General features: G+C 54.7%; 28 protein-coding genes and 2 tRNA genes. 17 read left to right on the top strand and 13 right to left on the bottom strand.

The genetic code is table 11. From position 1 onward, the window contains the following. Positions 1 to 79 precede the first annotated feature (79 nt). The 7 genes from FCN51_RS18035 to FCN51_RS18065 all read right to left on the bottom strand — a co-directional run bounded on the left by FCN51_RS18035 (position 80) and on the right by FCN51_RS18065 (position 4680). Positions 80 to 595, bottom strand: coding sequence for a disulfide bond formation protein B (locus tag FCN51_RS18035; protein WP_012812372.1), 516 nt, complete (start codon positions 593 to 595; stop codon positions 80 to 82). Then, positions 592 to 1938 carry an alpha,alpha-trehalose-phosphate synthase (UDP-forming) gene (locus tag FCN51_RS18040; protein WP_160256522.1) on the bottom strand — a complete coding sequence of 449 codons (1347 nt, stop codon included), beginning with the start codon at positions 1936 to 1938 and terminating at the stop codon, positions 592 to 594. Before FCN51_RS18040 ends, FCN51_RS18035 begins: the two co-directional genes overlap by 4 nt. Before the next feature lie 3 nt (positions 1939 to 1941). Then, positions 1942 to 2685, bottom strand: coding sequence for a trehalose-phosphatase (gene otsB, locus FCN51_RS18045; RefSeq protein ID WP_003624809.1), 744 nt, complete (start codon positions 2683 to 2685; stop codon positions 1942 to 1944). A gap of 176 nt (positions 2686 to 2861) precedes the next feature. Next, positions 2862 to 3449, bottom strand: a complete 588-nt coding sequence (locus FCN51_RS18050) for a DUF2155 domain-containing protein (protein ID WP_160256523.1) — start codon at positions 3447 to 3449, stop codon at positions 2862 to 2864. Further along, positions 3446 to 3667, bottom strand: coding sequence for a hypothetical protein (locus FCN51_RS18055; RefSeq protein WP_012812370.1), 222 nt, complete (start codon positions 3665 to 3667; stop codon positions 3446 to 3448). Before FCN51_RS18055 ends, FCN51_RS18050 begins: the two co-directional genes overlap by 4 nt. 50 nt (positions 3668 to 3717) lie before the next feature. Beyond that, positions 3718 to 4263: an outer membrane lipid asymmetry maintenance protein MlaD gene (mlaD, locus tag FCN51_RS18060; protein ID WP_003624817.1), complete on the bottom strand. Its 546-nt coding sequence runs from the start codon at positions 4261 to 4263 to the stop codon at positions 3718 to 3720. A gap of 48 nt (positions 4264 to 4311) precedes the next feature. Further along, positions 4312 to 4680 (bottom strand): NADH:ubiquinone oxidoreductase subunit NDUFA12, encoded by a 369-nt coding sequence (locus FCN51_RS18065; RefSeq protein ID WP_160257158.1) that lies wholly within the window; start codon positions 4678 to 4680, stop codon positions 4312 to 4314. 209 nt (positions 4681 to 4889) lie between these two features. On the opposite strand from FCN51_RS18065, the gene FCN51_RS18070 reads away from it, so the two are divergent. The 6 genes from FCN51_RS18070 (at position 4890) to FCN51_RS18095 (ending at position 12097) form a co-directional block, all read left to right on the top strand. Further along, complete coding sequence (locus FCN51_RS18070) at positions 4890 to 6446, top strand: TSCPD domain-containing protein (protein ID WP_003629215.1); 1557 nt, start codon at positions 4890 to 4892, stop codon at positions 6444 to 6446. Positions 6447 to 6522: 76 nt separating this feature from the next. After that, entirely contained in the window at positions 6523 to 6987 is a 465-nt protein-coding gene (locus FCN51_RS18075) for a RidA family protein (protein ID WP_003624824.1), read from the top strand. Positions 6988 to 7006: 19 nt separating this feature from the next. Next, on the top strand, positions 7007 to 8155 hold the full coding sequence (locus FCN51_RS18080) for a GNAT family N-acetyltransferase (RefSeq protein WP_160256524.1): 1149 nt from the start codon (positions 7007 to 7009) through the stop codon (positions 8153 to 8155). 118 nt (positions 8156 to 8273) lie between these two features. Further along, the gene (gene folD / locus FCN51_RS18085; protein ID WP_003624830.1) at positions 8274 to 9188 is read left to right on the top strand and encodes a bifunctional methylenetetrahydrofolate dehydrogenase/methenyltetrahydrofolate cyclohydrolase FolD; all 915 of its coding nucleotides are present in this window, start codon (positions 8274 to 8276) and stop codon (positions 9186 to 9188) included. Next, positions 9185 to 9934: a methylenetetrahydrofolate reductase gene (locus tag FCN51_RS18090; RefSeq protein ID WP_160256525.1), complete on the top strand. Its 750-nt coding sequence runs from the start codon at positions 9185 to 9187 to the stop codon at positions 9932 to 9934. The genes folD and FCN51_RS18090 overlap by 4 nt, the downstream gene beginning before the upstream one ends. Positions 9935 to 9994: 60 nt before the next feature. Then, positions 9995 to 12097, top strand: coding sequence for a hypothetical protein (locus FCN51_RS18095; RefSeq protein ID WP_160256526.1), 2103 nt, complete (start codon positions 9995 to 9997; stop codon positions 12095 to 12097). A gap of 67 nt (positions 12098 to 12164) precedes the next feature. On the opposite strand, the gene FCN51_RS18100 is transcribed toward FCN51_RS18095, so the two are convergent. Both FCN51_RS18100 and FCN51_RS18105 read right to left on the bottom strand, forming a co-directional pair. Then, on the bottom strand, positions 12165 to 12662 hold the full coding sequence (locus tag FCN51_RS18100; protein WP_003624834.1) for a kinase inhibitor: 498 nt from the start codon (positions 12660 to 12662) through the stop codon (positions 12165 to 12167). Between the two features lie 19 nt (positions 12663 to 12681). Then, positions 12682 to 12894, bottom strand: a complete 213-nt coding sequence (locus tag FCN51_RS18105) for a hypothetical protein (protein ID WP_003624836.1) — start codon at positions 12892 to 12894, stop codon at positions 12682 to 12684. A gap of 170 nt (positions 12895 to 13064) precedes the next feature. Between FCN51_RS18105 and queA the strand changes: the two genes are divergently transcribed. The 7 genes from queA to FCN51_RS18140 all read left to right on the top strand — a co-directional run bounded on the left by queA (position 13065) and on the right by FCN51_RS18140 (position 19312). Beyond that, positions 13065 to 14147, top strand: coding sequence for a tRNA preQ1(34) S-adenosylmethionine ribosyltransferase-isomerase QueA (gene queA, locus FCN51_RS18110; RefSeq protein WP_160256527.1), 1083 nt, complete (start codon positions 13065 to 13067; stop codon positions 14145 to 14147). After that, positions 14144 to 15304: a tRNA guanosine(34) transglycosylase Tgt gene (gene tgt / locus FCN51_RS18115; RefSeq protein WP_003629207.1), complete on the top strand. Its 1161-nt coding sequence runs from the start codon at positions 14144 to 14146 to the stop codon at positions 15302 to 15304. The genes queA and tgt overlap by 4 nt, the downstream gene beginning before the upstream one ends. A 12-nt stretch (positions 15305 to 15316) precedes the next feature. After that, a complete protein-coding gene (gene queG, locus FCN51_RS18120) occupies positions 15317 to 16417 on the top strand; it encodes a tRNA epoxyqueuosine(34) reductase QueG (protein WP_160256528.1) in 1101 nt (366 codons plus the stop codon). After that, entirely contained in the window at positions 16414 to 16659 is a 246-nt protein-coding gene (locus FCN51_RS18125) for a ribbon-helix-helix domain-containing protein (protein ID WP_003624845.1), read from the top strand. Before queG ends, FCN51_RS18125 begins: the two co-directional genes overlap by 4 nt. Before the next feature lie 78 nt (positions 16660 to 16737). Next, positions 16738 to 17565: a TerB family tellurite resistance protein gene (locus FCN51_RS18130; RefSeq protein ID WP_003624849.1), complete on the top strand. Its 828-nt coding sequence runs from the start codon at positions 16738 to 16740 to the stop codon at positions 17563 to 17565. A 244-nt stretch (positions 17566 to 17809) separates the two neighbouring features. Continuing rightward, on the top strand, positions 17810 to 18658 hold the full coding sequence (locus tag FCN51_RS18135) for an MlaA family lipoprotein (protein WP_003624851.1): 849 nt from the start codon (positions 17810 to 17812) through the stop codon (positions 18656 to 18658). Positions 18659 to 18685: 27 nt separating this feature from the next. After that, on the top strand, positions 18686 to 19312 hold the full coding sequence (locus tag FCN51_RS18140; RefSeq protein ID WP_003624853.1) for an MlaC/ttg2D family ABC transporter substrate-binding protein: 627 nt from the start codon (positions 18686 to 18688) through the stop codon (positions 19310 to 19312). 54 nt (positions 19313 to 19366) lie between these two features. Here the strand turns inward: FCN51_RS18140 and FCN51_RS18145 are convergent, their stop codons facing one another. The 3 genes from FCN51_RS18145 to FCN51_RS18155 form a co-directional block, all read right to left on the bottom strand. Next, on the bottom strand, positions 19367 to 19870 hold the full coding sequence (locus FCN51_RS18145; RefSeq protein ID WP_160256529.1) for a GNAT family N-acetyltransferase: 504 nt from the start codon (positions 19868 to 19870) through the stop codon (positions 19367 to 19369). Between the two features lie 122 nt (positions 19871 to 19992). Continuing rightward, positions 19993 to 21672 (bottom strand): energy-dependent translational throttle protein EttA, encoded by a 1680-nt coding sequence (gene ettA / locus FCN51_RS18150; RefSeq protein ID WP_003625655.1) that lies wholly within the window; start codon positions 21670 to 21672, stop codon positions 19993 to 19995. A 79-nt stretch (positions 21673 to 21751) separates the two neighbouring features. Next, positions 21752 to 21825: transfer RNA gene (locus FCN51_RS18155), tRNA-Ile, on the bottom strand. A gap of 156 nt (positions 21826 to 21981) precedes the next feature. Here FCN51_RS18155 and ppa point away from each other — a divergent pair. The 4 genes from ppa (at position 21982) to FCN51_RS18175 (ending at position 24404) form a co-directional block, all read left to right on the top strand. Continuing rightward, positions 21982 to 22509, top strand: coding sequence for an inorganic diphosphatase (gene ppa / locus FCN51_RS18160; RefSeq protein WP_003625653.1), 528 nt, complete (start codon positions 21982 to 21984; stop codon positions 22507 to 22509). Positions 22510 to 22669: 160 nt separating this feature from the next. After that, positions 22670 to 23488 carry a DODA-type extradiol aromatic ring-opening family dioxygenase gene (locus tag FCN51_RS18165; protein WP_160256530.1) on the top strand — a complete coding sequence of 273 codons (819 nt, stop codon included), beginning with the start codon at positions 22670 to 22672 and terminating at the stop codon, positions 23486 to 23488. 81 nt (positions 23489 to 23569) lie between these two features. Then, positions 23570 to 24178, top strand: coding sequence for a YceI family protein (locus FCN51_RS18170; RefSeq protein WP_160256531.1), 609 nt, complete (start codon positions 23570 to 23572; stop codon positions 24176 to 24178). A gap of 149 nt (positions 24179 to 24327) precedes the next feature. Continuing rightward, positions 24328 to 24404: transfer RNA gene (locus tag FCN51_RS18175), tRNA-Asp, on the top strand. A gap of 98 nt (positions 24405 to 24502) precedes the next feature. Here FCN51_RS18175 and FCN51_RS18180 read toward each other — a convergent pair. Further along, entirely contained in the window at positions 24503 to 25030 is a 528-nt protein-coding gene (locus FCN51_RS18180) for a carboxymuconolactone decarboxylase family protein (protein ID WP_003625645.1), read from the bottom strand. Between the last annotated feature and the right edge of the window lie 2 nt (positions 25031 to 25032).

Consider the following 25032-nt stretch of genomic DNA (forward strand, 5'->3'; position numbering starts at 1 on the left):
CAGTGCTTCAACCGCTACAATACGGCAACGAAGTGACTACGCCTTCAACAATAAAAACCTAACACTCAAACTGTAATATTTAATGGAAAATACGGCGCGTCACACGTTCCAGTTTTTTACGCCAAACCATAAACACCCACAACACAGCAGCCGCATACAGGCCGCCCATTGCCGCCATGGAAAGCGGAACCCCCGGCACCAGATACGTACCAGCATCACAGGGTTTGGAAGGCAACAGCGGCATGGAGGCCAGACGTTCTGCCATGGTATGCCCGGATATATGGGGCGCATGGCACGCTGGCAGCGGGCTTGGCCACCATTGCCACTCCACCCCTACATGGCAGATGGCAAGCCCAATATCTGCCACCATAAAAGGCACCGTTAACCACAAAAGCTGGCGTGCCACCTTATCTGGCAGCACAGCAGCCACAATGGCTGTACCCAACAGCAAGCGCCACGGCCACCGCTCCCACAGGCACAATTCGCACGGCATAATTTGCAAAACATGCTGGGTGTACCACACCACGCCCAGCGCCAATAACGCTGCACCTGCCAAAAATAGCGCCAACGGCCGAGATGGGTGGCTCCCCTTCATTCAGACCGTACCTCTGCCAATGCCGTAATAAAGGAACGCGCCCAACTGCCAGCCGTAACGCGCCAGACATCTGGCTGCAGCCGCTTCCACCTTACCTGTCTTTCTGAAAGAGACATGCTGAGTGATTTATGCAAGGCATCCGCCACTTCATCTGCATCATGCGGGTTTACCAAAAGCGCATCTTCCATTTCTGGCGCAGCACCAGCAAAACGGGAAAGAATAAGCACGCCAGGGTCTTCTTTATCCTGGGCTGCCACGTATTCCTTAGCAACCAGATTCATCCCATCCCGCAAGGGTGTTACCAACGCTGCGCGAGAAAGGCGGAAAAACGGAGCCAGCAGTTCACGCGGGACAGGGTGCGTAAGGTAACGGATAGGAACCCAGTCAAAATCTCCGTACGTGCCGTTAATATGGCCAACCACGCCATCCAGTTCTTCGCGCAGCACCTTGTATTCTGGCACACTGCCGCGAGAAACCGGGGTAATTTGCAGATAAATAACCTTACCGCGATATTCCGGATATTTACGCAAGAACACTTCGTAAGCCCGAAAACGCTCCGGCAGTCCCTTGGAATAATCCATACGGTCTACGCCGATAATCAACGGCAAGCCCCGCAGGCTTTTTTCAAGTTTCTGCACCTCCGGGTTATCTAAACCAGAAGAAGCCTGCTGCTGAAAACTTTCGGGATCTATTCCAATAGGGAACACACGTGCCTGCGCAGGCACACCTACAACGGAGAAACCTTCGTTGACATTTCGTGCATCGTCTTCTGTCTGCACACCCATCACATCATAGGCACGCAAAGACCGCATGAGTTTTTCTGCCCCCGGCAAGGCCCGCATCAAGCTCCATGGTGGGAACGGAATGTGCAGGAAAAAGCCGATACGGCATTTTATGCCCAACTCACGCAGCGCAAGCCCAAGTGGGAATAGATGGTAATCATGCACCCATATCAAATCATCAGATTTCAATAAGGGGGCAAGTTTCTGCGCAAACATGGTGTTTACGGCATGGTATATGTGCCTATCCTGCCGACTATAATTCATTAACCCGGCGCGATAATGGCAGAGAGGCCAGAGGATTCCGTTGGAATATCCTTCGTAAAATCCATTATACTCGGATTTGGTTAGATCCACGGTGGCGTAGGTTACATTATCCACCGTGTCTATGCTAACGCGCCGATCTTCCCCTTCATCATCTGGAATTTGTTGCCCAGACCATCCAAACCACAGGCATTCCTGCCCTTGCACGGCATCACGCAGAGCAACAGCCAACCCTCCAGCAGGTTGAGCACGATCGCGCACAGCCGGAACGCGATTGGAAACAATAACAAGACGCCCCATCCCTTACCGGCTCCCGCCTGTAAGAGAGGCCAACCAAGCCCGAAAAATGGAAGGGGTTGGAAAATCAGTTGGAATACGTAACCCCACGCCACCCATTCTGCGTACGGCAGCTATGGCATCTTCATCCGTTACGTCATCCCCTACAAACACAGGCTTTCTGCCCGTAAAGGGAGGACTTTCCATTAACAGGGAGACCGCATAGCCTTTATCAATTCCGGCCGGGCGAATTTCCCACGCCATTTTGGCTGGCAAAAGCAAGAATGCGCCTTGAGATTGCTTAACCCATTCATCCGCTGCCTGACGCAACGTTTCCGCAGCTTCTGGTGCGGCACGATAATGCAGAACAAAACCGCCTTCTTTATGCTCTAAGCGTGTGCCCGGCAGTGTTGCCAGCAGATCCCGCGCTTGAGCCAACCATTCAGGCGGGAGGGTAGGCAATGCTGCGCGTTCAATAGGGCCACCGGGGCGATGCCGGATAGCCACGCCGTGCTCACCCGCAACGGCAAAAGGCACATCACCCAGAAAATGATCGATCTGATCAATCGGGCGGCCAGAAACAACGGCCAAAGCATCCCCACATGCTTCACGCAGGCGGCGCAGGCTATCAAGAAGCCCATTTGGCACCACAACAGATTCTGGTGTGGGAGCAATATCAACCAGAGTACCGTCAAAATCGAGCAGAAAGGCAGTTTCATTCAACGGGGGTAGATGAAAACGGAAATCCTGCGCACCGAGAGAACCTAGCACGTTTGCACCTCAATTCTTGTTGTGATGGCTGGCCCTGATGACAAGACTGCTAGGCACTTGCAGCCAGACCACGATATTTTAACACGTTGCCGAACACCCCCTGCTTCGACAACCACCGATCTTACAGACCTGCCGCGCGGAACCGGCACAAAACTGAAACGGTTCCTTACCCAACGCTAATAAACGCCACCGGTTTCTTGCTTGTCTGGTATGGCATCGGGAATATCGGGATTGCCTGCATGGTTGGAAGATGAATTATCCCCCGCAGGGGCCGGAGTTGTATCCGAACCAGATGTCGGCGGCGCAGCAGGTGCAACCGGTTTAGGCAATGGGGGCAACATAGGCTGTGTGTCCTCGCCCTCACACCGCACCATACGCACGTCGTAAACCGGGCTTTCAAATACGCCCAATGTAGGTTCTGCCGCTAGCATCCAGCCCTGAAAGATGGCTCCGTTGGGGTGTTTATCCTGCAAAGCCAGCCATGCAGCAGCATCGGGAGAAAGTGTTGGCGGACGTTGCAAACAACGTGATGGCGTAATGTCCAAACTTTTATAATGTGCGGTTGTGCCGACTGGCACAGAAAGAACCTCTACATGGGCATCCAGCTTGTCCAGCACACGCACTACAGCCGTATTTTTACCTTGCCACGTATCTGGCGCATACACTGCCGGAGGTGCCAAAGCGGTACCCGCAGCATGTGCCAGCAAAGGCATTGCGGCCAGAATGGCCCCGCAGGCTACAGCTTTAGAAGTTGCGCGCTTCATGCCACCTGCCCTCCGTTTTTAGGAGAGGCAAGGCTATCAACCATATCTTTCAAACGCGCCCGCATAAACTGTTCACTCACCCCCATCAGCATGGCATCCTCAAATGCATCGCGCATAATATCCTGCACTTCCTGCCAGTTTTCTTCCAAAACACGCAGTTTTTCATGGCAGGTTATGGGGTCTCCATCATCCTGCGGCCAGACGCGTGGCTTTTCCATGCTGTTGTTTCCCGGCTTCAATCTTGAATTAACGGATTTTTATGTCTGTTTCAGGGCAGATCATTCCCGCCCGTGCCACCACCATTTGCAGGTGCTGCCTTGTTGGCACGTGTGAGGGTATCCGTAACCGAGAAAATGAATTTGCTGAGCAACTGCTCCAGACTGATGGAGCCCTGTGTCTGCCCAACTGTCTCACCGGGTTTGAGGGTTTTGTCATCCCCTCCGGGGGAGAGGGCAATATACTTGCCGCCCAGCAGGCTATCACTGGTGATAATGGCTGCCGTATCATCTGAAAGATGAATATCGGGTCGCACAGTGAAAGTGACATGCGCCTTAAAGGTGTGTGGGTCTACCGTTTCACGCACCACCTGCCCGACTGTTACCCCAGCCAGCCGCACGTCAGAGCCAATATCCAGCCCATCTATGTGCGTGAAATCAGCATTAAGCTGGTAACCGGTTGTGTCTGTCTTGCGGCCTTCGCCCACCACGGCAGCCACCAGCATGCCGCCGATAGCCACCAACACAAAAGTGCCTGTAAGCAGTTCTGTAAGACTACGCCGAGATTTTTCTGCCATTGCTGAAGCCATAAGCCGCATCGCACTCCCTGTATTGCCTGTTCGGTTTAGCAGGAAATGCGCAGCAGATCACGCATCAGGTGTCCATGCTTCGTAATCTCCCGTTGCGGGAGGATGCTTGCCGGTAGAATACAGGCTTCCCGCTGGCCTGTAAGCTTGTGCCGTGCCTGTCATATTTGGCTTATGCGGAAGCTGCCACGGCTTGCGTTCTTCTACCGGAATAGGTGCATCCAGCGTGTGGTGCAGCCACCCCCACCATTCAGGCGGCACGGCAGAAGGGTCCTCCCCTTTCAGGTAGATCACCCAGCGTTCGGGCCGTTCCACCCCACCACCCTGACGGGCCGGGCCTGTTGATTCGTAATAGCAGCGGCCATCGGCATCCTTGCCAACCAGCCGCCCCTTCCGGCGCGTATGCAGCCATGTTCCAAAGTTTGCCATGTTGTGGATGATAGGACTCCGCGCCATGCCCGGTCCATGAAATATGCACGCGCTTTCGATCAACTGCGCTCGAGCAAGCGGTATTTGGGCGGGAAACGCAACTTCACAAAAAGTTATCCCCCATATCCTCATTATGCAGAGTGTTAACTGCCTTTTGGCGGCACGATTCCGGGTTCCGACGCGATAGGCGGAAACGATAAACTGCCCGCATGAACGCAACAGCCAGACGCCACTGGAATGGCGTGCTGATGAGCACGCTAGAGGCCGCAGCAGACCCGGACGCTCCCCTTCGCTCCGTTACGCTGCCCGCAGAATGGGATACAGATGCCGCAACGGCATTGGCCCAGCTTGTACCAGGAGATGAAGCGCTGGATCTGCCCAGCCTTGCCTCCCGCTGGATTGATGCGCTGGCACCAGATGATGCCACGGCCCGATCTTTGGTGTGGATGCTGCTTACGCGGCAAGCCGCCCCAACGGAAGCCGTATGGCATTGTCGTTTTGACCGCCCGCCGGGCTTTATTGTTAATCTGGCGGCCTTTGTTTCCCCCGGTGAAGGGTTTGCTGCGCGCACGTTTGTTGCGGCTCTGCGGCTGATCTGTTCCGTATTACGCCATGCTGCCAGCACACTGGCCAGCCAGCGCAATGGGGAACTGCCGCTGCCAGATTTATTTGCACCAGAACAAACAGAAGCAGCCCCCACCGCACCAGCAGATACACTTGCCCCTACCCCCTTGGCTGGTGATATTCTGCTGACCAATCTGGACGCATGCCTTGCGGGCGTTGGGCTGGATTACGATAGCGAAGATGGCCGCGCCGCCGCGTGCGCCATAGCTGCGCTGGCCACACTCACTGCCCATGCTGGTCGGGGGCCAGAATCTCTCCCGCTGCCACCGGTGCGCACCGTTCTGCCCGGATTGGGAGAAACCCTGCGTGCTGTCTGGAACGAAGCGGCAGTGGAAACAGAAACGCCTCTGGCCCCGATTGAAACCGGCTTTTCTTCCTCCAACCCGATAGACGGGCTTTTGGGTGTGGAAGCCTGTGGGCTGGCTCCGGCTTTTTCCATGTTGCGGCCAGATGGCAAACTTTCCAGAAGCGCCTTACTGCGGCTGGAAGCCCGTGGCTTTACGGTTGAAACAGCTTTGGCTGCCGCACTGGCGGGTGAAACTGTTTTACCTCAACCCGGCCCCAACGCACATTTAGCCATGTATCGTGCCCTGACTGGTTTTGTGGACCGCATGCCCGCACGGCCAGAAGTGCAGAATCAGCCAATCCGCAACAAGCTGGAACGGGGCATACGCCGCACTCTGCCCCCACGGCATGGTGGCTTTACGCAAAAAACCACCATTGGCGGCCACCGCCTGTTCCTGCGCACAGGGGAATATGAAGATGGCACGCTGGGTGAGCTCGCCCTCACCCCCACGCGGGAAAGCGGCATGGTGCGCGGGCTGATGGAAAGCCTGGGTGAAGCCGTGAGCATTGGCCTGCAATACGGTGCCCCGCTGGAAGCCTTTGTGGAAAACTTTGCCTACACCTGTTTTGGCCCGGCTGGCACGGTGGAGGGAGACCCGGTTGCCTCCTACGCCACATCCATGTTGGACTATGCCTTCCGCGCCTTATCAGACACATATCTGGGCGTGCGGCTGCCAGATGGCCCGCATCAGGATGCGCAATCTGACCCGGACCCACTTCTGCCGCTAGATCTGCCAGAAGCAGATGATACGCCCCCCACCGGGCGCAAGCGCCGTAATCTGCGGCTTGTCTGCTAAAGGCATACGGTCCATTCTGCTGGGCAAGAGGCAAGTTTCTGCTTCTTGCCCAGCTTTTTAACACAAGGAATACAGCGTGATGAGCACTCCTGAATCCCGTCTGGCTGAACTTGGTATCGAACTTCCTACACCTGCCGCACCTGTTGCCAACTATGTAGCCTGCGTTCAAACAGGTTCTCTTCTGGTGGTTTCCGGCCAGTTGCCTCTTAAAGATGGTAAGCTGTTTGCTACCGGCAAGCTGGGTGATGCCGTTTCTGTTGAAACAGCGGTTGAAGCTGCGCGTTACAGCATGATCAACGTAATTGCACAGGTGCGCGCTGCTGTGGGCGACCTTTCCCGCGTGAAACGCGTGGTGCGTCTGGGTGGCTTTATTGCCTGCACGCCAGAGTTCACCTCGCACGCGGCTGCCATGAATGGTGCATCTGATCTGGCCGTTGCCGTATTTGGTGATGCCGGACGCCATGCCCGCTCCACCGTTGGCGTACCTTCCCTGCCGCTGGATGCCCCGGTTGAAGTAGAAGGGCTGTTCGAAATCGGCTGAGCTTGCAGGAAAGACAGACATGGCTGACTGGTCCGTATCTCTGCACAACAGTATCCACGCCATTCCGGCAACGGAGTGGGATGCCTGTGCTGGGGCGGACAACCCATTTGTCAGCCATGCTTTTCTTTCTGCATTGGAAGACAGCGGTTCCGTACGCAAAGAAACAGGCTGGCTGCCACAGTATGTCAGCCTGCATGCGCCAGATGGGCAATTGGCCGCCACTTGCCCTGCCTATATTAAAGGCCATTCATGGGGTGAGTATGTGTTCGACCAAGGTTGGGCACGTGCGTTTGAAGCCGCTGGTGGGCGTTATTACCCCAAACTGCAAATTGCCGTTCCCTTTACCCCGGCACCCGGCCCACGCCTTTTAACGCACCCCAATGCCCCGGCAGAAACCCAACAAGTTATGGCGGATGCCCTCCGCCAGATCTGCCATGATACAGGGCTTTCCTCCGCCCATGTAACATTCTGCACCAAGCAGGAAAGTCATGTGTTGGCAGAGCGCGGATGGCTCCCGCGCCTTGGCTTACAGTATCACTGGCACAATCAGAATTACGCCTGTTTTGATGATTTTCTGGAAACACTTTCATCACGCAAGCGCAAAGCCATCCGGCGCGAGCGGCGTGATGCCAATGCCGCTGGCCTGAGCTTTCATACCCTGCGCGGATCAGACATTACGCCGGAAGACTGGCAAGCGTTTTATACGTTTTACCAGAACACAATTGATAAGAAATGGGGCAACGCCTACCTGACACCCGATTTCTTCCCATTACTTTCCGAACGCTTGCAAGACCGTGTTGTGCTGATGATAGCACGGCATGAGGGCGCACCCGTTGCCGCAGCCCTGAACCTTTTAGGAAGCGATACATTGTATGGCCGCAACTGGGGGTGTGTTGGCAACTGGCCGTTTTTGCATTTTGAGCTGTGCTATTATCGCGCCATAGATTTTGCCATTGCCCACGGCCTCAAGCGGGTAGAAGCCGGAGCGCAGGGTGAACATAAAATCCAGCGCGGCTATTTGCCTGCTCTTACACATTCTGCCCATTGGCTGGAAAACCCTTCACTCCGCAATGGTGTTGGGGCTTTCCTTCAGGCAGAACGCCCCGCTATATTGGCGGAAGCCGAGGCCCTTAACGTGCTTTCGCCCTATCGGCAGGGTGAAACATGACCTGAAATTTCTTATGCATACCGGGCATATACGGGTGAAAACGTTGTCGTTTGGCGTTTTTTTGCGTATGCCCCAGCTTGAAACTCCACACGCTTCTGCATGATCAACTGGCAGCTCCATGACCAACGCATCTTCATCCTCCCTTCCCTCCGATCATCAGGCTTCTCTGATTGATGGCAAAGGCTTTGCCGCCAAAATGCGCCAGCATATCCGTGAGGATGTTCTGGCGTTTCACGAGAAACATGGCGTAACGCCCGGTCTGGCCGTTATTCTGGTTGGGAATGATCCTGCCAGCGAAGTGTATGTGCGCAACAAGGCTGTGCAGACCCATCACGCTGGCATGCGCTCCTTCATGCATATGCTGCCCGAAAACACATCGGAAGCTGAACTGCTGGCGCTGATAGAACGCCTGAACAAAGACCCCGAAATTCATGGCATTCTGGTGCAGCTTCCCCTGCCCAACGGGCTGGATGGACGCCGCGTAACCAACGCCATTCTGCCTGAAAAAGATGTGGATGGTCTGGGCGAAATTAACGCTGGGCGTCTGGCTGTTGGCCTGCCTTCGCTCATTCCCTGCACGCCGCTGGGCTGCCTGCTGCTGCTACGTGACCAGTTGGGGGATATGAAAGGCCAGCACGCCGTGGTTATCGGGGCTTCCAACCTTGTGGGCAAACCTATGGCTCTGCTGCTGCTGGCAGAAGGTTGCACGGTTTCTATTGCACATATTCACACGCGCGATACGGCAGCACTTGCGCGGCAAGCCGATATTCTCGTGGTGGCCACCGGTTGCCGTGAGCTGGTGCGCGGGGACTGGATTAAACCTGGTGCGACCGTGATTGACGTTGGCATCACCCGTATCAAAACCGATGATGGCAAAACCCGCCTTGTAGGTGACGTTGCGTTTGATGAAGCTGTTAAAGTGGCAGGCCGCATTACGCCGGTTCCCGGTGGCGTTGGCCCAATGACCATTGCCTGCCTGCTGAAAAACACGCTAACCGCAGCCAAATTGCAGCTTGAGGGGAGTGCGGAATGAGCCTTTCTCGCCTTTCGGTTGAGCTAATTCCGCGTTCTGCTGAGGCTCTGGCCGCAGATGTAGCTACGGTTAAAGCCACATTCCCTGCCGCAGATACGCTGAATATTCCTGACCTGATGCGCTTTCCCCTCCGCAGTTGGGATGCCGCAGCACTTGTACGCCCTCAGTTTGGAAATGTTATTCCGCATATCCGGGCCATAGATATTGCGCCCGATGCCCCTCTGCCCGGGGCAGACCAACCGGGGTTGGAAGAAATTCTGGTAGTGCATGGTGATCCACCAGCAGATCTTAGCCACCGTACATACCCCAACAGCACGGAAAGCATTATCCGCCGCTATCGGCGTGAAGCGCCGCATCTCAAAATCTATGCAGCGTTTGATCCTTACCGCCGTGCTCCGTGGAAAGAACTGGAAGATGTGGCCCGCAAGAAAGAAGCCGGAGCCATTGGTTTTTTCACACAGCCCGTATTTGACCTGAAGCTGTTTGACCTGTGCCGGGAATGGATGCAGGGCGAATGCGTATTCTGGGGGCTTTCCCCCGTTATTGGCCCCAAATCACGCTCTTATTGGGAAACGACAAACCACATTGTTTTCCCGCGTGATTTTTCTCCTACGCTGGATGCCAATATCCAGTTTGCACAAACGGTTCTTAAAGAACTGGCGCAGGAAAAAGGCAAAGCCTACCTGATGCCGGTGCGCATCAAGCTGGAGCAATATCTTCCCGCTCTGCAGGATGCCGTGGCATAACAAGCCGTGCAATCTGCCTGTATAATTTCCACCTATCCGATCGTTTTATAGGATCAGCCCATGCCGTTCTATCTTCTCTCTTGGCATGGTGCACTGGCAGGTTATACGGGGCTACGCTTGCATCCGGTTTCCTTTGCGCAGTCCTTTATGCGTGGCACAACCCCCGCCACGCTGGATGAGCAATCTGGGGTATTAAACCCCGGTGGGGCATTTACCAAAGCAGAAGCCGTCGAAAACTTTGCAGGCCGCCCGCTTGTATCTATCCGGGCAGGTAAAGGCTATCTTTCCAGCCGAGACCAGAATGTGTTCGATGTTGTGCCGCTTTGCGCTACGTGGGAGCGGTTTCTGCTTCTGCCGCCAGAGCTACTTCCTATCCTGCGCGATCTTACAGAACAGGAATGGTATCAGGGCACGCGCTTTGTTGGTCGTGCCACCTGTGCAGAACATCATCTGCAACTTGGTGGGCACAAATGGCCAACAGAACAACTGCAAGCCGAACGCACAAAAGACACCATAACGCTGTGGAGTGAAGCCACACCAGAAAAGGTCACCTTTACTGTGTGCCCTTCCCGCGTTCTGTCTGGGCTGATGGAAGATGTGCTGCATCTTTTACAAACAAACACATTGCGCCCTGCCACAACGCCGTGGGCCACATTGGATGATCTGCGCGAACAGATTCTGCGCTTAAGTGTTATCCCGCGTGATACAGGCACATGCGTGCAACTGGCACGCTTGTGCGCTCTTTTTGGGCAATGGGAACTGGCAGATGGTTTTTTAACCACAGCCCGCCAACACGATACACGGCCCGAACTACAATGGATGGCCGCCGTTCTGGCCTTGCGCACCAAAAATTACGATACCGCTGCCACATTAATGGAGCAGGCCCTTACCACCCGTTATCCTGATCGGGATATAGGCACACTGCTTGCCCCATTGGTAGCGCGGCAAAAGGCGGGCGAAAGTGCTCTTTTGCTGGTACCTGGTGCTTTAAGCAGCGTCGGCCTTCCGGCTTTTGAAACACCGTTTGATACGCTGTTGGTGCCTATGCGCCTTGCATCCAAAAACGGTCCGGATATCCGCCGCATCTATAGCTCTCTGTTTGAGCAGGCCTTCCAGAAACTGGATACAGAAAACCGCCTGCGCCTGTTAACGGCAGAAGCCCGGTTAAATGGCCTGAGCTGGTGGGAAGAACTGGGTTTGGGCCATACAAGCTGGCTAGCTGGCCTACAGGCCGAAGCGGATGAACATTATGCCATTGCCCGCAAACTGGCCGTGCAGGAAAATATGGCTCCAGCCCCGTATGATCAAGGGGTGTTTTCATGGCTCAGCACGCAGGAATGTGGGCGCTTGGCCAGCCGCGCCATACCGGATGTAACGGGTGTAGCAAACTGGCAATGGCACTTCAGCATGCCAGAAGAACAACCTTCCACCTGCTTGGCTTTTGCCTGCACGGGGCAACAGTTTGATCTGGTTCCCGGGCTTGTGCTTTCCCTTATTCATGCGTGCCGGGAAGATCGTTCTGCTGGCAAAATCCAGCTTTGCCTTGGTGTTGCCAACCCAACAGTGGATCAGCTTACCTTTCTCTCCACTGTTTCAGAATGGTTGGAAAACCATGCCACAACATTGCGGCTCAGTTTTGGACACGGAGAAACCAGATCAGATGCCACCATGCTGGAACCCGCATTACGCTATCTGATCCTGCCCGATATTGCCGCCCAGTTTAGGGTGCCTGTGTTGATAGGAGATTGCGCAGGTTATTTCCCTGCCAATTTTGTAAGCCTGCTGCGGGATATGAAAGCCCATGCAACATATGGCTTTGATCTGACCCAGTTTGATGACAACGGGCAGCAGCAATATGGCACACCGTGGAGCATGAATACGGCTTTGGCCTATTTTGGCGAAGCTGAACTTGTGCCCGCTATTGCCGCCTTTATGAGCGATTATCTGAATACAGTCTGCTCACCCGGCAATCCGTATCATACAGATATGGACCGCTGCGCATTGGCGCAGGTCTTTCGTCGCTTTGTAAGGTCTCGCTGGGCGCAACTTTCCATCCGGTTTTTAAATGATGGTCCGCCCCTGTTGGTTATGCCGCAACATGGGCAAACTGGGCTTGTGACACCAGATGATGTTTTAAACGATCTTAAAGCCTATACACGTTAAAGCCATTTCAGCCATCGCTACGGCTATTCCCCTGAACCTTTTTATAAGGTTCAGGGGAAATCAAAGCTCAATCGCGGGAGCCGCTACCATATAGGGCTGTCAGGCTGGCAGAAGCCAACTTGTGGTGGTTGACCATGAAACCCACCAATGCCGGGCTGGAATCTTCCTGCACATCCAACGTGGGCACATCCAACGCGTAAACCGTAAAGACATAACGGTGCACGCGCCCCGGCGGAGGTGCAGCCCCACCATAACCGGGCACACCAAAATCTGTGCGCACCTGCATGGCACCTTTTGGCAGCTTGTCCCCGGCCGAACCGGCACCTTCTGGCAGTGCTGTAATAGTGGCGGGAATGTTCACCACCACCCAATGCCACCAACCCGAACCGGTTGGGGCATCCGGGTCATACACCGTTACCACAAAGCTTTTGGTGCCTGCGGGAGCATCTTTCCATTCCAACGCGGGGGAGAGATTCTGCCCATGCTGGCCCATACCATTGTAAACCTGTGCCTGTGGCAGTGTATCACCATTTACAAAGGCAGGGCTTGTAAGAACAAATGCCATAAGAGCGGTTCCCGTACTGTTACCAGTTGCGGCTGATCAACCAGAATTCTTCGGATGTCAGCGTAACGCCTGCTTTGGATTCTGCTGCTGCTTTGGCCAGAGCCTCAATCCGTTCAATCATAATAACCTTACGCTGATGCGCTTCTGTGGTTTCATCGCTGGTTTTCAGCACACCCAAAGAAACTTCAGCGGCTTTGGCAACACGTGCTGCATCCAGAAGAGCGTAAGACATAAAGTGTCATCCTTTAAAATATCTATGCACCGGAATACCTTCCGGCGTTACTGAAAGGGGAATCTGGCCCCTAAGCGCCCTCTCTTCAACCCCTACAGGCTGCATGCCACCTGCAGAACTGCGCCTTTGCCTCTGGCCTTGGCCCAGCCTATTGCGTAAACGGTGCCATCATGAGCAGTGACCGCACCGAAGATTTTGATTTTCACCTCCCAGAAAGCCTGATCGCGCAGGAACCCGCCCGCCCGCGAGAAGCCGCGCGCCTTCTGGATGCCACACAGCCCGACATGTTTGCTGATAGGCATATCCGTGATCTGCCCTCGCTTCTGAAGCGGGGAGATTTGCTGGTTGCAAACAATACGGCCGTTATTCGTGCCCAACTTCATGGCCTGCGCGGAGAAGCCAAAATTGGCATTACGCTGGACCAGATTCAGCCAGATGGCAGTTGGCATGTGTTGGTGCGCAATGCGCGCAGGCTCAAGGTGGGCGATACTATTGCGTTCCCCGGTGTGCAGGACACAGCCCGCGTACAGGCGTTGGAACCCGGCGGGGGTGCGGTGCTTCGGTTCAGTGCGGAGGGAGATGCTTTTGATGCGTTTCTGCAAAAAGCAGGCGCATTGGCACTACCGCCCTATATTCATCGCCCGGAAGGTCCAACGGCGCAGGATACCAGTGATTACGCCACCATTTTTGAGCGTAACAAAGGGGCCGTGGCCGCACCCACTGCCGGGCTGCATTTTACGCCCGCGCTGTTGAAAGCCATAGATGCCGCAGGCGCCCAGCGCTGCACGCTCACCTTGCATGTAGGGGCCGGTACCTTTTTGCCTGTGCGGGAAGCCGAAATTTCTGAACACAAAATGCATTCAGAACGCGGCATCATCACCCCGGAAACAGCAGAGCGCATCAACGCCACCCGTAAGGCTGGCGGACGCATTATTGCCATTGGCACCACAAGCCTGCGCCTTTTGGAAACTGCAACCGATGAAAATGGCATTGTGCATCCGTTTGATGGCACAACCTCCATTTTCATTCGGCCCGGCTATCAATTCCGCGCTGTAGATATGCTGCTTACCAATTTCCACCTGCCACGCTCTACGCTGTTCATGCTGGTTTCCGCCTTTGCAGGCGTAGAACGTGCCCGGCAGATTTATGCCCATGCTGTTGCCAGCGGTTACCGCTTTTATTCCTACGGCGATGCCTGCCTGCTGCACTGCGCCCACTCCATCCATGCCCACCACCTTGGAACAGTAGAATGACCCGCTTTAACTGGACTTGTGAAAGCACAGATGGCGCAGCACGCGCTGGCATGCTGCACACAGCCCACGGCCCTGTGGCCACCCCAACCTTTATGCCGGTTGGCACAGTTGGCACGGTAAAAGCCATGACCATGGATGCCGTGCGCTCCACCGGCGCGGGCATTGTTCTGGGCAATACCTATCACCTTATGCTGCGGCCGGGGGCAGAACGCATACGTGCGCTGGGTGGCCTCCATAAATTTATGGATTGGTCTGGACCGATTCTGACAGATTCCGGCGGCTTTCAGGTGATGTCCCTTGGTGCGCTGCGGCGGCTGGATCAGGACGGCGTGACCTTCCGCTCCCATATTGATGGCTCTGAACATCGGCTTACGCCTGAAAGTTCAACAGATATCCAGCACGCGCTGGATGCCACCATCACCATGTGTTTTGATGAATGCCCGGCCCTGCCCGCACCGCCAGAAGCCATTGCGGCTTCCATGCGGCTTTCCATGCGCTGGGCGGCACGTTCTCGCCAAGCCTATGTACAGCGCGAAGGATATGGTCAATTTGGTATTGTGCAAGGCGGCACGGAACCTGAACTGCGGGCCGAAAGTGTAAAGGCGCTCACCGATATCGGGTTTGAAGGCTACGCCATTGGCGGTCTGGCGGTAGGCGAAGGGCAGGAACTGATGTTCGCCACGTTGGACACCACTACCCCTATTATGCCGCAGGACAAGCCGCGCTATCTTATGGGTGTAGGCACGCCAGATGATCTACTGGGTAGCGTGCAACGCGGTGTGGATATGTTTGACTGCGTGATGCCCACACGCGCAGGCCGCACTGCCCGCGCCTATACCGAGCGCGGCACGCTCAACCTGCGTAATGCACGCCATGCCACAGATGCACGCCCCATTTCTCCGCACTGTGACTGTCTGGCCTGTTCACGACATAGCCGCGCCTATCTGCACCATTTGTTCCGCGCCAATGAAATTCTCGGCCCCATGCTGCTGACATGGCATAATATTGCCTATTATCAGCGCCTGATGCGCCAGATCCGGCAGGCTATTGTTGAAAAACGGCTGGATGCCTTGGCCACCACTTTGCGTGCAGAATGGGCAGCAGAGGATTGGACGGAAGATGAAATGCCACAACCCACCATTCCGCCCGTTCCCTGACCAAGTGCTTCCATGACTGCACCTTCCGCGCATCCGCCTCAACCTGCCGCACCAGCGGCAAAACTGGCGGAAAAAATACGCATAAAAGCGCTGGAACTGGGGTTTGATGCCATTGGCTTCTGCCCGGCCCATCTGGGACCAGAAGTGCGCGCGCGGCTGAAAGATTTTCTGGCTGAAGGGTATCATGGTGAAATGGGCTGGTTGGCCGACCGCACCGAACAACGCAGCCAACCTACTGCCCTATGGCCAGAAGCCCGCAGTGTTATTGCGTTGGGCCTGAACTACGCACCGGCAGAGAATCCGTTAAGCGCACTCCAGAATCGCACATGCGGCAATATTTCCGTTTATGCGCGCCACCGTGATTATCACGATGTTGTTAAGGGCATGCTCAAGCATCTGGCCCAGTTTGTCGTGCGTGAAGCCCGCATGGTGCTGGATACACCCGCGGATGTAAAAGTATTTGTTGATACAGCCCCCGTGGCAGAAAAGCCTTTGGCCGCGCAGGCCGGGTTAGGCTGGCAAGGTAAACACACCAATCTGGTTTCCCGCCAACATGGAAGCTGGCTCTTTCTGGGTGAAATCTACACCACGCTGGAGCTGCCAGCATCTGCCGAGTCTGGAGGCAGTTGTGGCAGCTGTACCCGCTGCCTGAACGCATGCCCCACGCAGGCTTTTCCAGCACCTTATCAAATGGATGCACGCAAGTGCATTTCTTACCTGACTATTGAACATGCAGGGCCTATTCCGCACCCACTGCGTAAAGCCATTGGCACACATATTTATGGTTGCGATGATTGTCTGGCCGTATGTCCGTGGAACCGCTTTGCCCAAACATCCCGCCATATCAAGCTACAACCGCGACCAGATTTGATAGCGCCAGAGCTGGCAGCACTCAGCCAATTGGACGATGCCGCTTTCCGCACCATGTTTTCTGGCTCTCCCATCAAACGCATTGGGCGCAACCGGTTTATACGGAATGTGCTGATAGCTATTGGCAACTCTGGCAACCCGGAGCTGCTGCCTTACGCACATGCCTTGCGGCAAGACCCGGATTCTGTGGTGGCGGAAGCGGCAGATTGGGCCATGCAATGCCTGACGGGAGATGCAGCTTGAGCCGCCATTTACGCAAACGCAGCCTGATTCTGGCAGGCCATGATACCAGCGTAGCGCTAGAATCGGCCTTCTGGAACACGCTGGAAGATATAGCAAACCAGCAAAAGCAAACGCTGCCGCAACTGGTTACAAAAGTGGATGCCGCACGTTCCCCCGAGCAATCACTGGCCTCTGCCTTACGGGTTTATGCGCTGGAATGGCTGAAACAACAGCTTTCCATCAGCGCGACTCCCTGCACCTGAGAACAACGCAGAACTGCTGTGCCAGCTTAAAGCATCAGGTTGTTTGGGCAGGCTGCCAGAACGTGATAAACTGCTTTCATGGCGATCTGGGGTAAAATTTTTGGTGGCGTAGCCGGTTTTGCCGTAGGCGGCCCGGTTGGCGCAGCGGTTGGCACAGCACTGGGCCACGCAGCAGATACAGGTGCGATTCTTCAGCCCCCAACAGGCGGTTGGAGCGATAAATGGGCTGCGCGCGCAAGGCCAGACCCTAATGGAGCAGCTACCTTTGTGGCCGCCAAGCTGGCTGCCGCCCTTGGCAAGAAGGAACAGCTTTATGGGCTCTCCTGCGTTATTCTGAGCGCCAAGCTGGCCAAGTGCGATGCGCCGGTTAACCGGCGTGAAATCAACGCCTTTAAATCTCGTTTTCGCGTGCCTGATGAAAACATGCGTGAAGTTGGTCGTCTGTTTGATATGGCGCGCCAACGCACGGATGACTACGAAGCCTTTGCGCGCGAACTGGGGCAGGTTTACGCAACAGACAAACGCCCATTGGAAGACCTGATGGGGATTCTATTTACGATTGCGCGGGCTGATCTGGCAGCGGATGAGCCGCTAGCCCCAGAGGAAGAGCGCTTTCTTAAACGCGTGCATGCCTTGTTTGGCCTGAGCCGTGGCGCTTGGGAACGTGCAGCCCATGGGCGGTCTACCCCAGCGATGGCTGAAGATGATGCCTATGCTGTTATGGGCGCCTCGCCAGATCTTTCAAATGAAGAACTGCGTGCCCTATGGAAAAAGCTGGTGCGGCAATATCACCCGGATATCCTTCTGGCCCGAAATGCCAGCGCCGTTGAAATTGAAGCCGCATCCGTCAAGATTTCACGCATTAATGCTGCATGGGATATCATCAAGCGGGATCGTGGTCTTTAACTTCAGGATTCTCTTTTCTTTTTGAAGCAAGATAAGAAGTGCGACTTTCTGGCAACAGGTTGTACAAAAATCTTTCACACTGCTGTCAAAGATCGCGCCCACAGGTCTATTTTACGCCCCTGTTTGTTATGCAAGTAAGCCCTGCCATTGCGCCGCTGGTTTCTCGTGGTAGAGAAAGCGACAGCAATTGGCCTGCATACAGCATGGGCCAGACGGTCGTCACAGAGCAAAGGTAAAGGTGGCAATGATTTCAGGACGGAACGGCTCAAGGCTCCGCCCTCGCGCGCAGGCAAAAAAAAGTCAGACGCGGGAAGGTTCCTCGGCACAGCGCCGTTTTCGTCTGGGCACATTCTGCCTGGCCGCCACTTTGCTGAGCACAGCAGGATGCAGCGCCATTAAGGCCCCCGTGCCCAAAGACCCGGATGCTCTGGCTGAATACAAGGCCGCGAACGATCCCTACGAACCGTTGAACCGCAAGATGTTCAACATGACCATGAAGTTCGATAAATGGGCCCTTCGCCCCATGGCCAAGGCTTACGTATGGGCCGTACCGCGCCCGGTGCGTAATTCTCTGGGCAATCTTGTCAGAACCATGAACGAACCCTCCGTGTTCTTTAACGATGTCGGGGCCGGCAAACCACGCCGCGCAGGCGATATGTTTGTGCGCTGGTGCGTGAACATGACAGTAGGTTTGGGCGGCTTGATTGACGTGGCCAAAATGGCTGGCTTCCCACACCACGATAACGATGCCGGCATGACATTGGCCAACTGGGGTATTCCCGCAGGGCCTTATCTGTTCCTGCCCATGGGTCCATCTTCTATCCGTGATGGTATTGGCTACGCCATTGACCAAGGCCTTTCTCCATGGGACTATGTTCCCCGCGGATACGGGTTGGTCAGCTTCAACTGGGCGTATAACCTGTTTGGGGTGGTTCATGCCCGTTCTGAGCATCTGGATGAGCTTGATGCGCTGGAACGTGATGCGCTGGATCCCTATGCCACCATCCGCAGTGCCTATCAGCAACAGCGCCGGGCGCAGGCCGAAGCCATCAAGAATGATAACCGTGCGACCGTGCCAGACTGGTACCATTAAGAAAAACAGCCAAAAGGGTACACAGACATGAAATTTCTTTCAAGCCGCCGTGTTGTTCTGGGTGCCTTTGCCCTGCTTTGCGCTGGTGGCCTTTTTTCCGCTCCTGCGCGCGCTGCGGAAAACGCAAAACAGTTTATTCAGGTGTTTGGCAACCAGCTTGTTGCCATCGTCAACAGCCCAATTCCGTTGGCTGAAAAGAAAGAAAAAGTTCTGCCTTTGGTGCAGAAAAACGTCGATATTGATGGAATCGGCCGTTACTGCCTGGGCCGTTACTGGAAAACTGCTTCTCCAGACCAGCAGCAGCGTTATCTGGGCCTGTTCCATCAGGTTCTGGTTAACGCCATTACGGACAAGCTGGGTGAATACCGTGGCGTAAACTTTACGCTGGGTAATGTCACCAGCACTGGCGCAGGTGAATATGCCGTGGACAGCACGCTGGTACGCCCACAGCAGCCTGCTGCTGCCATGCAGTGGATTGTAAGCGAAGCCTCTGGCAGCCCAAAAGTGGTGGATGTTATTGGTGAAGGTGCAAGCCTGCGCCTGACACAGCGGAATGACTATTCCTCCTACATCGCACGCAATGGCGGTAACGTAGGTGCCCTGCTGGATGCTCTGCAGCGCCAGTTGAGCCACCACAACGCACCGGCTAACTAACGCGCACATATTCCAATTTAAAAAGGGGGTGTTCCATATGGAACACCCCCTTTTTTATAGCTTGGGCCAAACGCTTTCATAAACCAGCATTGTCTGGCCATCTCTCTCAAACGTTTCTTCCACTCGCATCCCAATACCGCCCAGAATAGTGCGGGATGCCACATTGCTTTCTGCCGCAACGGCTATCACTTTATTAATCCCGGCATCATGCGCAAAGTTAAGGGCTGCACTTGCAGCCTCTCGTGCAATACCGCGGCCACTAGCCCACGGAAAAAGCGCAAAGCGCAAGGCAAAGCCACGCCCATCTGGCCGGTCATGAATACCGGTCATGCCTACAAAACGGCCTTGTTCATGAATAGTGAAAATACCTACCCGGTGGCAGGCCCAGAAAGCGATATCATCCGCCATTTCCAGTTCCGCCTGCTGGCGGCTGCGCACACCACCAAGCATACGGCCAAAGGCACCGCCATCGGCTTTCAGGCGCACCATATCTTCCATATCCCGCCAGGTTACGGGCTTAAGCAGCAGGCGCGGAGTTCTGACTGAACGCGAATCCACAATTCACGCCTTGCAGCAAAGAAAAGGTAGATACCCTTCCTTTAATTGCACTTGCTGCCGGTAATACATGGTGTCTTCATCAAGATAGGAGCCCAATAAACATGGGCTCCTATAAACCTTACTTAACGAGCAAGAGGTTTGTACTGGATGCGGCCAGGTTCTGTAGCCTCTGGCCCCAAACGGCGGCGCTTGTCTTCTTCATATGCCTGGAAGTTCCCTTCAAACCATTCCACATGGGAATCGCCTTCAAAGGCCAGAATATGCGTAGCCAGACGATCCAGGAACCAGCGGTCATGCGAGATCACCACAGCGCAACCGGGGAATTCTGCCAGCGCATCTTCCAACGCACGCAGGGTATCCACATCCAAATCGTTGGTCGGTTCGTCCAACAGGATCACGTTGCTTTCCTGCCGCAGCATCTTGGCCAGATGCACGCGGTTACGCTCACCACCAGAAAGCACGCCGACCTTCTTCTGCTGGTCAGACCCTTTAAAGTTAAAGGCCCCAACATAGGCGCGTGAAGGCACAGCCCGCTTACCCAGATAGATGACATCCGTGCCGCCGGAAATTTCTTCCCACACGGTTTTGTCTGCATCGAGATCATCACGAGACTGATCAACGTAGCCAAGCTTTACGGTTTCACCAATCTTCAGATCACCCGCATCTGGCTTTTCCTGCCCGATAATCATTTTGAACAGGGTGGATTTACCAGCACCGTTCGGGCCGATAACCCCCACAATACCACCCGGCGGCAGCTTGAAATTGAGGTTATCAATCAGCAGGCGTTCACCAAAGCCCTTGGTCAGGTTTTCGGCTTCAATAACAGTGCCACCAAGGCGGGGGCCGGGCGGAATAACAATGTCTGCAACGCCGCTAACTTTTTCAGCACTGGCAGCCAGCATTTCCTCATATTTGGTAATACGGGCCTTGCTTTTGGTCTGCCGAGCTTTGGGGCTGGCATTAATCCATTCCTGTTCCGCAGCCAATGCACGCTGGCGGGAACTTTCTTCTTTTTCTTCCTGTGCCAGGCGCTTGCGCTTCTGTTCCAGCCAGGAGGAATAGTTGCCTTCAAACGGAATGCCGCGGCCACGCTCGATTTCCAGAATCCAGTTGGTCACGTTGTCCAGGAAGTAACGGTCATGGGTAATGACCATCACAGTGCCATCGTAATCCTTCAGCGTGCGTTCAAGCCACGCAACGCTTTCAGCATCCAAATGGTTGGTTGGTTCGTCCAACAGCAGCAGGTCGGGCTTTTCCAGCAACAGGCGGCACAGGGCCACGCGGCGGCGCTCACCACCAGAAAGCTTATCTACCGGGCTATCTGCGGGCGGGCAGCGCAGGGCATCCAGCGCAATATCCAGCTTGCGGTCCAGCTCCCAGCCATCACCGGCATCAATCTTTTCCTGCAATTCGGCCTGTTCGGCCAGCAGGGCGTTCATTTCTTCATCTTCCATGGGCTCGGCAAAGCGGGCGGAAATCTCGTTAAACCGATCTACGGCCTTTTTGAGATCACCAAAGCCCAGAGCCACGTTTTCACCCACGGTCAGCTTGGGATCTAGCTGCGGTTCCTGCTCCAGATAGCCAACACGCACACCTTCTGCGGCCCATGCCTCACCACCGAATTCCTTATCGATGCCGGCCATAATTTTCAGCAGGGTAGACTTACCAGCACCGTTCACACCCAGAATGCCGATTTTGGCACCCGGCATGAAGGACAGCGTGATGCCTTTGAACACTTCACGCCCGCCGGGATAGGACTTTGTCAGATCCTTCATGACATAAACGTATTGATAGGATGCCATGATAATGAACTCCCGTAATGCGGATGGGTAAGATAAAAGGGCGGGTGCGACCTCATCGGCGCAGCAAGCTGTTATCGCCTGCGCCCGGCAGGACTTGAACCCGCAACCAAGCCGTTATGAGCGGCCCGCTCTAACCAATTGAGCTACGGGCGCGCAGGCGGGTTCCTGATTACGCAACCTGAGCGATTTGGCAAGGGTTTCTGTGCTGAAAACTGCCACCTGGCATGAAAAACGCATTACTCTTGGCAAGCGGGCATCTGCCAGATAGGGTTTGCCGCCTTTAATTTTTCAGCTCTGGAGCAGTCTTCAATGGACGTTTCAAAACTTTCCCCCGGCAAAGATGTGCCGTTTGATATTAACGTCGTGATCGAAATTCCGCAGGGTTCTTCTGTCAAATACGAAATCGACAAAGAAAGCGGCGCCCTTGTTGTGGACCGTTTTCTGTTTACGCCCATGGCTTACCCCACCGCTTACGGCTTTATCCCCAACACGCTGGCCGCTGATGGCGACCCGACGGATGCCCTGGTGCTGACCCCGCACAATGTTGTGCCCGGCTGCGTGATTCGCGCCCGCCCGATTGGCGTTCTGAAGATGGAAGACGAATCCGGTCAGGACGAAAAAATCATCTGCGTACCGCACGACAAGGTGCACCCGCAGTTCACCAAAGTGGAAAGCGTGAGCGATCTGCCGGAAATTACCGTGCAGGCCATTGAGCACTTCTTCACCCGCTATAAAGACCTCGAAAAAGGCAAATGGGTGAAAGTGACCGGTTGGGGCACGAAGGAAGAAGCAGGCGAGTTCATTGTAAAAGCTCTGGAAGCTGCAAAAGGCAAATAAGCCGCCTTTGCACTCTGCTTACAAAAAGCTGCGGTAGCTTCTGCTCCGCAGCTTTTTTCTTGCCTCATACCCTGCGTAAAAAGAGCTCTCCCAGAAAACGGCTTATCAAGCGCGCCCTTGCCCTCCAATATGAAGCACGCGGATATTGGAGAAAACCAGCATGCCCATTCCGGGGTCTTCCCTTCCCTCACGCCAGCCCGTTCTCTTTCTCCCTCATGGGGGTGGCCCCTGCTTTTTTATGGACTGGCCCGAGACGTGGGACCGGATGGCGGAATATCTCCGCAGCACACAAAGCACCCTGCCCCGTAAACCTGATGCCATTCTGGTGGTTTCCGGCCATTGGGAGGAAGACATCCCCACCGTTACGGCTGCGCCCAATCCACCGCTCATTTATGATTACTATGGCTTTCCGCCACATACCTATCAGCTACAATACCCGGCACCGGGCAGCCCGGCGCTGGCGAGCACTGTTTGTAACCTTTTGCATGAAGCTGGCATGCCATGTGCCACAGACGAAGAGCGCGGGTTCGACCACGGCGTTTTCATCCCTTTCATGCTGGCGTTTGAAAACGCCGATATTCCGATTGTAGAGATATCCCTGCTTAAAAGCATGGATCCTGCAGCCCATATTGCCCTTGGGGCTGCTCTGGAGCCTCTGCGCGCCCAGAATGTGCTGATTGTTGGCACGGGCATGACCTATCATAACCTACGCCACTTTATGAACGGTTCCCCCGCGACCAATCAGGCTGCACAAGAATTTGATACATGGTTGGTAAAAGCGGTGACTGCCCCACCAGTTGAGCGCAATACCCAGCTTTTACACTGGGCCTCTGCACCCGGCGCACGTGTCTGCCACCCGCGCGAGGAACATTTACTGCCACTTATGGTGGCCGCAGGTGCCGCTGGGCAGGATGAAGGCATACGCACGTATAGCGATACAGTTTTAGGTAAAGCGCTATCTGGATTCCGCTTCGGTTAGAGGCGGAAAAAACTTACCGGAAACTTTCTGTTTGCTCAGGAGCTATCCCTCTCAAAGCTCTCGTTTTTGAAGGAACAGCTTATGAGCACTCTTTTCCCGCGCCCTTTCCTGACACTTGTGGGATTAACCTTTGTTCTCTCAACAGCTCAAGCTGCTCCAGCCTTTTCCGCTGTTGAACAGGGAAACTACGCCGTAGATCCCAACCACACACAGGTGGTGTTTTATGTGCTCCATCTGGGCTTTACCAATTATAGCGGCTTTTTCTCAAACGCATCGGGCACGCTTGCACTTGATCCTGCCCAGCCAGCCGAATCCCGGCTGAGCGTTTCCATCCCTGTTGGCAGCATTCTGACACCCAGCACCAAGCTGACAGAAGAGCTGAAAACATCTGAGTGGTTTGATGTGGCCCACTACCCCAAGGCTGAATTTGTTTCCTCCAAAATCACACAAACCGGCACAGACACCGCCGATATTGAAGGGCAATTCACGCTACATGGCATTACACAGCCACTTACCCTGCATGCACGCTTTATAGGTGCTGGGCAAAACCCCATGAACAAAACCTATACTGTGGGCTTTCAGGCCACGGGGGAGCTCAAACGCAGTGCCTATGGCATAAAAACCTATGTGCCTATGGTGGCAGACAAAGTAGAGCTTTCCATTGCTGGGGCGTTTGAAAAGGCAAAATAAGCCATTCCATTCAAAAGAAATTGCCGTTTTTCTGGGTGTAGCGAGAGAAAATTTTCCTGAAATGAATTTTTTTATGAAAACCCTGTTGCCAAACGCGAAAACATCGCTATAAAGCGCGACATACCAACGCACGAAAGCGCGTTGAAACTGCGGGTGTAGCTCAGTTGGTTAGAGCGCCGGCCTGTCACGCCGGAGGTCGCGGGTTCGAGCCCCGTCACTCGCGCCACTTTATTTCCTTAAAAAATTATTTTCTTTAGGAACACAAAAGTGGTGCGGCCTGCTTTTGTCCGGCTGCCAGGCAGCCGGAAGCAAGGCTTTTCAGCTTCAATCACCTAAAGCGCTGGCACCCTGCAGAATAACTGCAACGGCATGCACTGTGGCAGCAATACGCGCAGCTGTTTGCACGGCAGATGCCCCCAATGCTTCACGCACGATCTTTTCATGGCTGGTCACGCACAGATCACACCCGTTGATCACAGAAACAGCCAGACACCACAGCTCAAAATCAGCTTTTTCTACGCCGGGCTTCGCAATCACGCTCATGCGCAGCTGTGCAGGCATTTTGGAATATTCACCACCTGCCATGTGCACAAAGCGATAGTAAATATTGTTCATGGCCATAATGGCATTGGCTGATTTAGCTGCCGTCAGTGCTTCGGGTGACAGTGTTGAAGCAAACTGCGCCACAATGGCTGATGTTACTTCATCATTCCGGGCTGCCAGTGCAGATGCCACAAATGTGCCTGCAAGCTGCTGCGGTGTCAGCGTAACATCGTTAGCCAGAGAGCTGAGATTAAGCCGCAGATCCTTGGCATAATCGGGAATACGATCCTTGATTGCATCAATGGACATAG

Origin of the sequence: Acetobacter pasteurianus, assembly GCF_009914215.2 — a bacterium.
Lineage (GTDB): Bacteria > Pseudomonadota > Alphaproteobacteria > Acetobacterales > Acetobacteraceae > Acetobacter > Acetobacter pasteurianus.

What these genes read in the sequence shown, in the direction of transcription:
- FCN51_RS18165 (WP_160256530.1), top strand. Translation starts at nt 22,670, where the DNA reads ATGCCCATTCCGGGGTCTTCCCTTCCCTCACGCCAGCCCGTTCTCTTT.
- FCN51_RS18070 (WP_003629215.1), top strand. Translation starts at nt 4,890, where the DNA reads ATGAACGCAACAGCCAGACGCCACTGGAATGGCGTGCTGATGAGCACG.
- ettA (WP_003625655.1), bottom strand. Translation starts at nt 21,672, where the DNA reads ATGGCATCCTATCAATACGTTTATGTCATGAAGGATCTGACAAAGTCC.
- mlaD (WP_003624817.1), bottom strand. Translation starts at nt 4,263, where the DNA reads ATGCGGCTTATGGCTTCAGCAATGGCAGAAAAATCTCGGCGTAGTCTT.
- FCN51_RS18100 (WP_003624834.1), bottom strand. Translation starts at nt 12,662, where the DNA reads ATGGCATTTGTTCTTACAAGCCCTGCCTTTGTAAATGGTGATACACTG.
- FCN51_RS18050 (WP_160256523.1), bottom strand. Translation starts at nt 3,449, where the DNA reads ATGAAGCGCGCAACTTCTAAAGCTGTAGCCTGCGGGGCCATTCTGGCC.
- FCN51_RS18090 (WP_160256525.1), top strand. Translation starts at nt 9,185, where the DNA reads ATGAGCCTTTCTCGCCTTTCGGTTGAGCTAATTCCGCGTTCTGCTGAG.
- FCN51_RS18040 (WP_160256522.1), bottom strand. Translation starts at nt 1,938, where the DNA reads ATGGGGCGTCTTGTTATTGTTTCCAATCGCGTTCCGGCTGTGCGCGAT.
- FCN51_RS18140 (WP_003624853.1), top strand. Translation starts at nt 18,686, where the DNA reads ATGAAATTTCTTTCAAGCCGCCGTGTTGTTCTGGGTGCCTTTGCCCTG.
- FCN51_RS18105 (WP_003624836.1), bottom strand. Translation starts at nt 12,894, where the DNA reads ATGTCTTACGCTCTTCTGGATGCAGCACGTGTTGCCAAAGCCGCTGAA.
- tgt (WP_003629207.1), top strand. Translation starts at nt 14,144, where the DNA reads ATGACCCGCTTTAACTGGACTTGTGAAAGCACAGATGGCGCAGCACGC.
- FCN51_RS18170 (WP_160256531.1), top strand. Translation starts at nt 23,570, where the DNA reads ATGAGCACTCTTTTCCCGCGCCCTTTCCTGACACTTGTGGGATTAACC.
- ppa (WP_003625653.1), top strand. Translation starts at nt 21,982, where the DNA reads ATGGACGTTTCAAAACTTTCCCCCGGCAAAGATGTGCCGTTTGATATT.
- FCN51_RS18065 (WP_160257158.1), bottom strand. Translation starts at nt 4,680, where the DNA reads ATGGCAAACTTTGGAACATGGCTGCATACGCGCCGGAAGGGGCGGCTG.
- FCN51_RS18130 (WP_003624849.1), top strand. Translation starts at nt 16,738, where the DNA reads ATGGCGATCTGGGGTAAAATTTTTGGTGGCGTAGCCGGTTTTGCCGTA.
- FCN51_RS18095 (WP_160256526.1), top strand. Translation starts at nt 9,995, where the DNA reads ATGCCGTTCTATCTTCTCTCTTGGCATGGTGCACTGGCAGGTTATACG.
- queG (WP_160256528.1), top strand. Translation starts at nt 15,317, where the DNA reads ATGACTGCACCTTCCGCGCATCCGCCTCAACCTGCCGCACCAGCGGCA.
- FCN51_RS18080 (WP_160256524.1), top strand. Translation starts at nt 7,007, where the DNA reads ATGGCTGACTGGTCCGTATCTCTGCACAACAGTATCCACGCCATTCCG.
- folD (WP_003624830.1), top strand. Translation starts at nt 8,274, where the DNA reads ATGACCAACGCATCTTCATCCTCCCTTCCCTCCGATCATCAGGCTTCT.
- FCN51_RS18135 (WP_003624851.1), top strand. Translation starts at nt 17,810, where the DNA reads ATGATTTCAGGACGGAACGGCTCAAGGCTCCGCCCTCGCGCGCAGGCA.
- FCN51_RS18055 (WP_012812370.1), bottom strand. Translation starts at nt 3,667, where the DNA reads ATGGAAAAGCCACGCGTCTGGCCGCAGGATGATGGAGACCCCATAACC.
- FCN51_RS18035 (WP_012812372.1), bottom strand. Translation starts at nt 595, where the DNA reads ATGAAGGGGAGCCACCCATCTCGGCCGTTGGCGCTATTTTTGGCAGGT.
- queA (WP_160256527.1), top strand. Translation starts at nt 13,065, where the DNA reads ATGAGCAGTGACCGCACCGAAGATTTTGATTTTCACCTCCCAGAAAGC.
- FCN51_RS18180 (WP_003625645.1), bottom strand. Translation starts at nt 25,030, where the DNA reads ATGTCCATTGATGCAATCAAGGATCGTATTCCCGATTATGCCAAGGAT.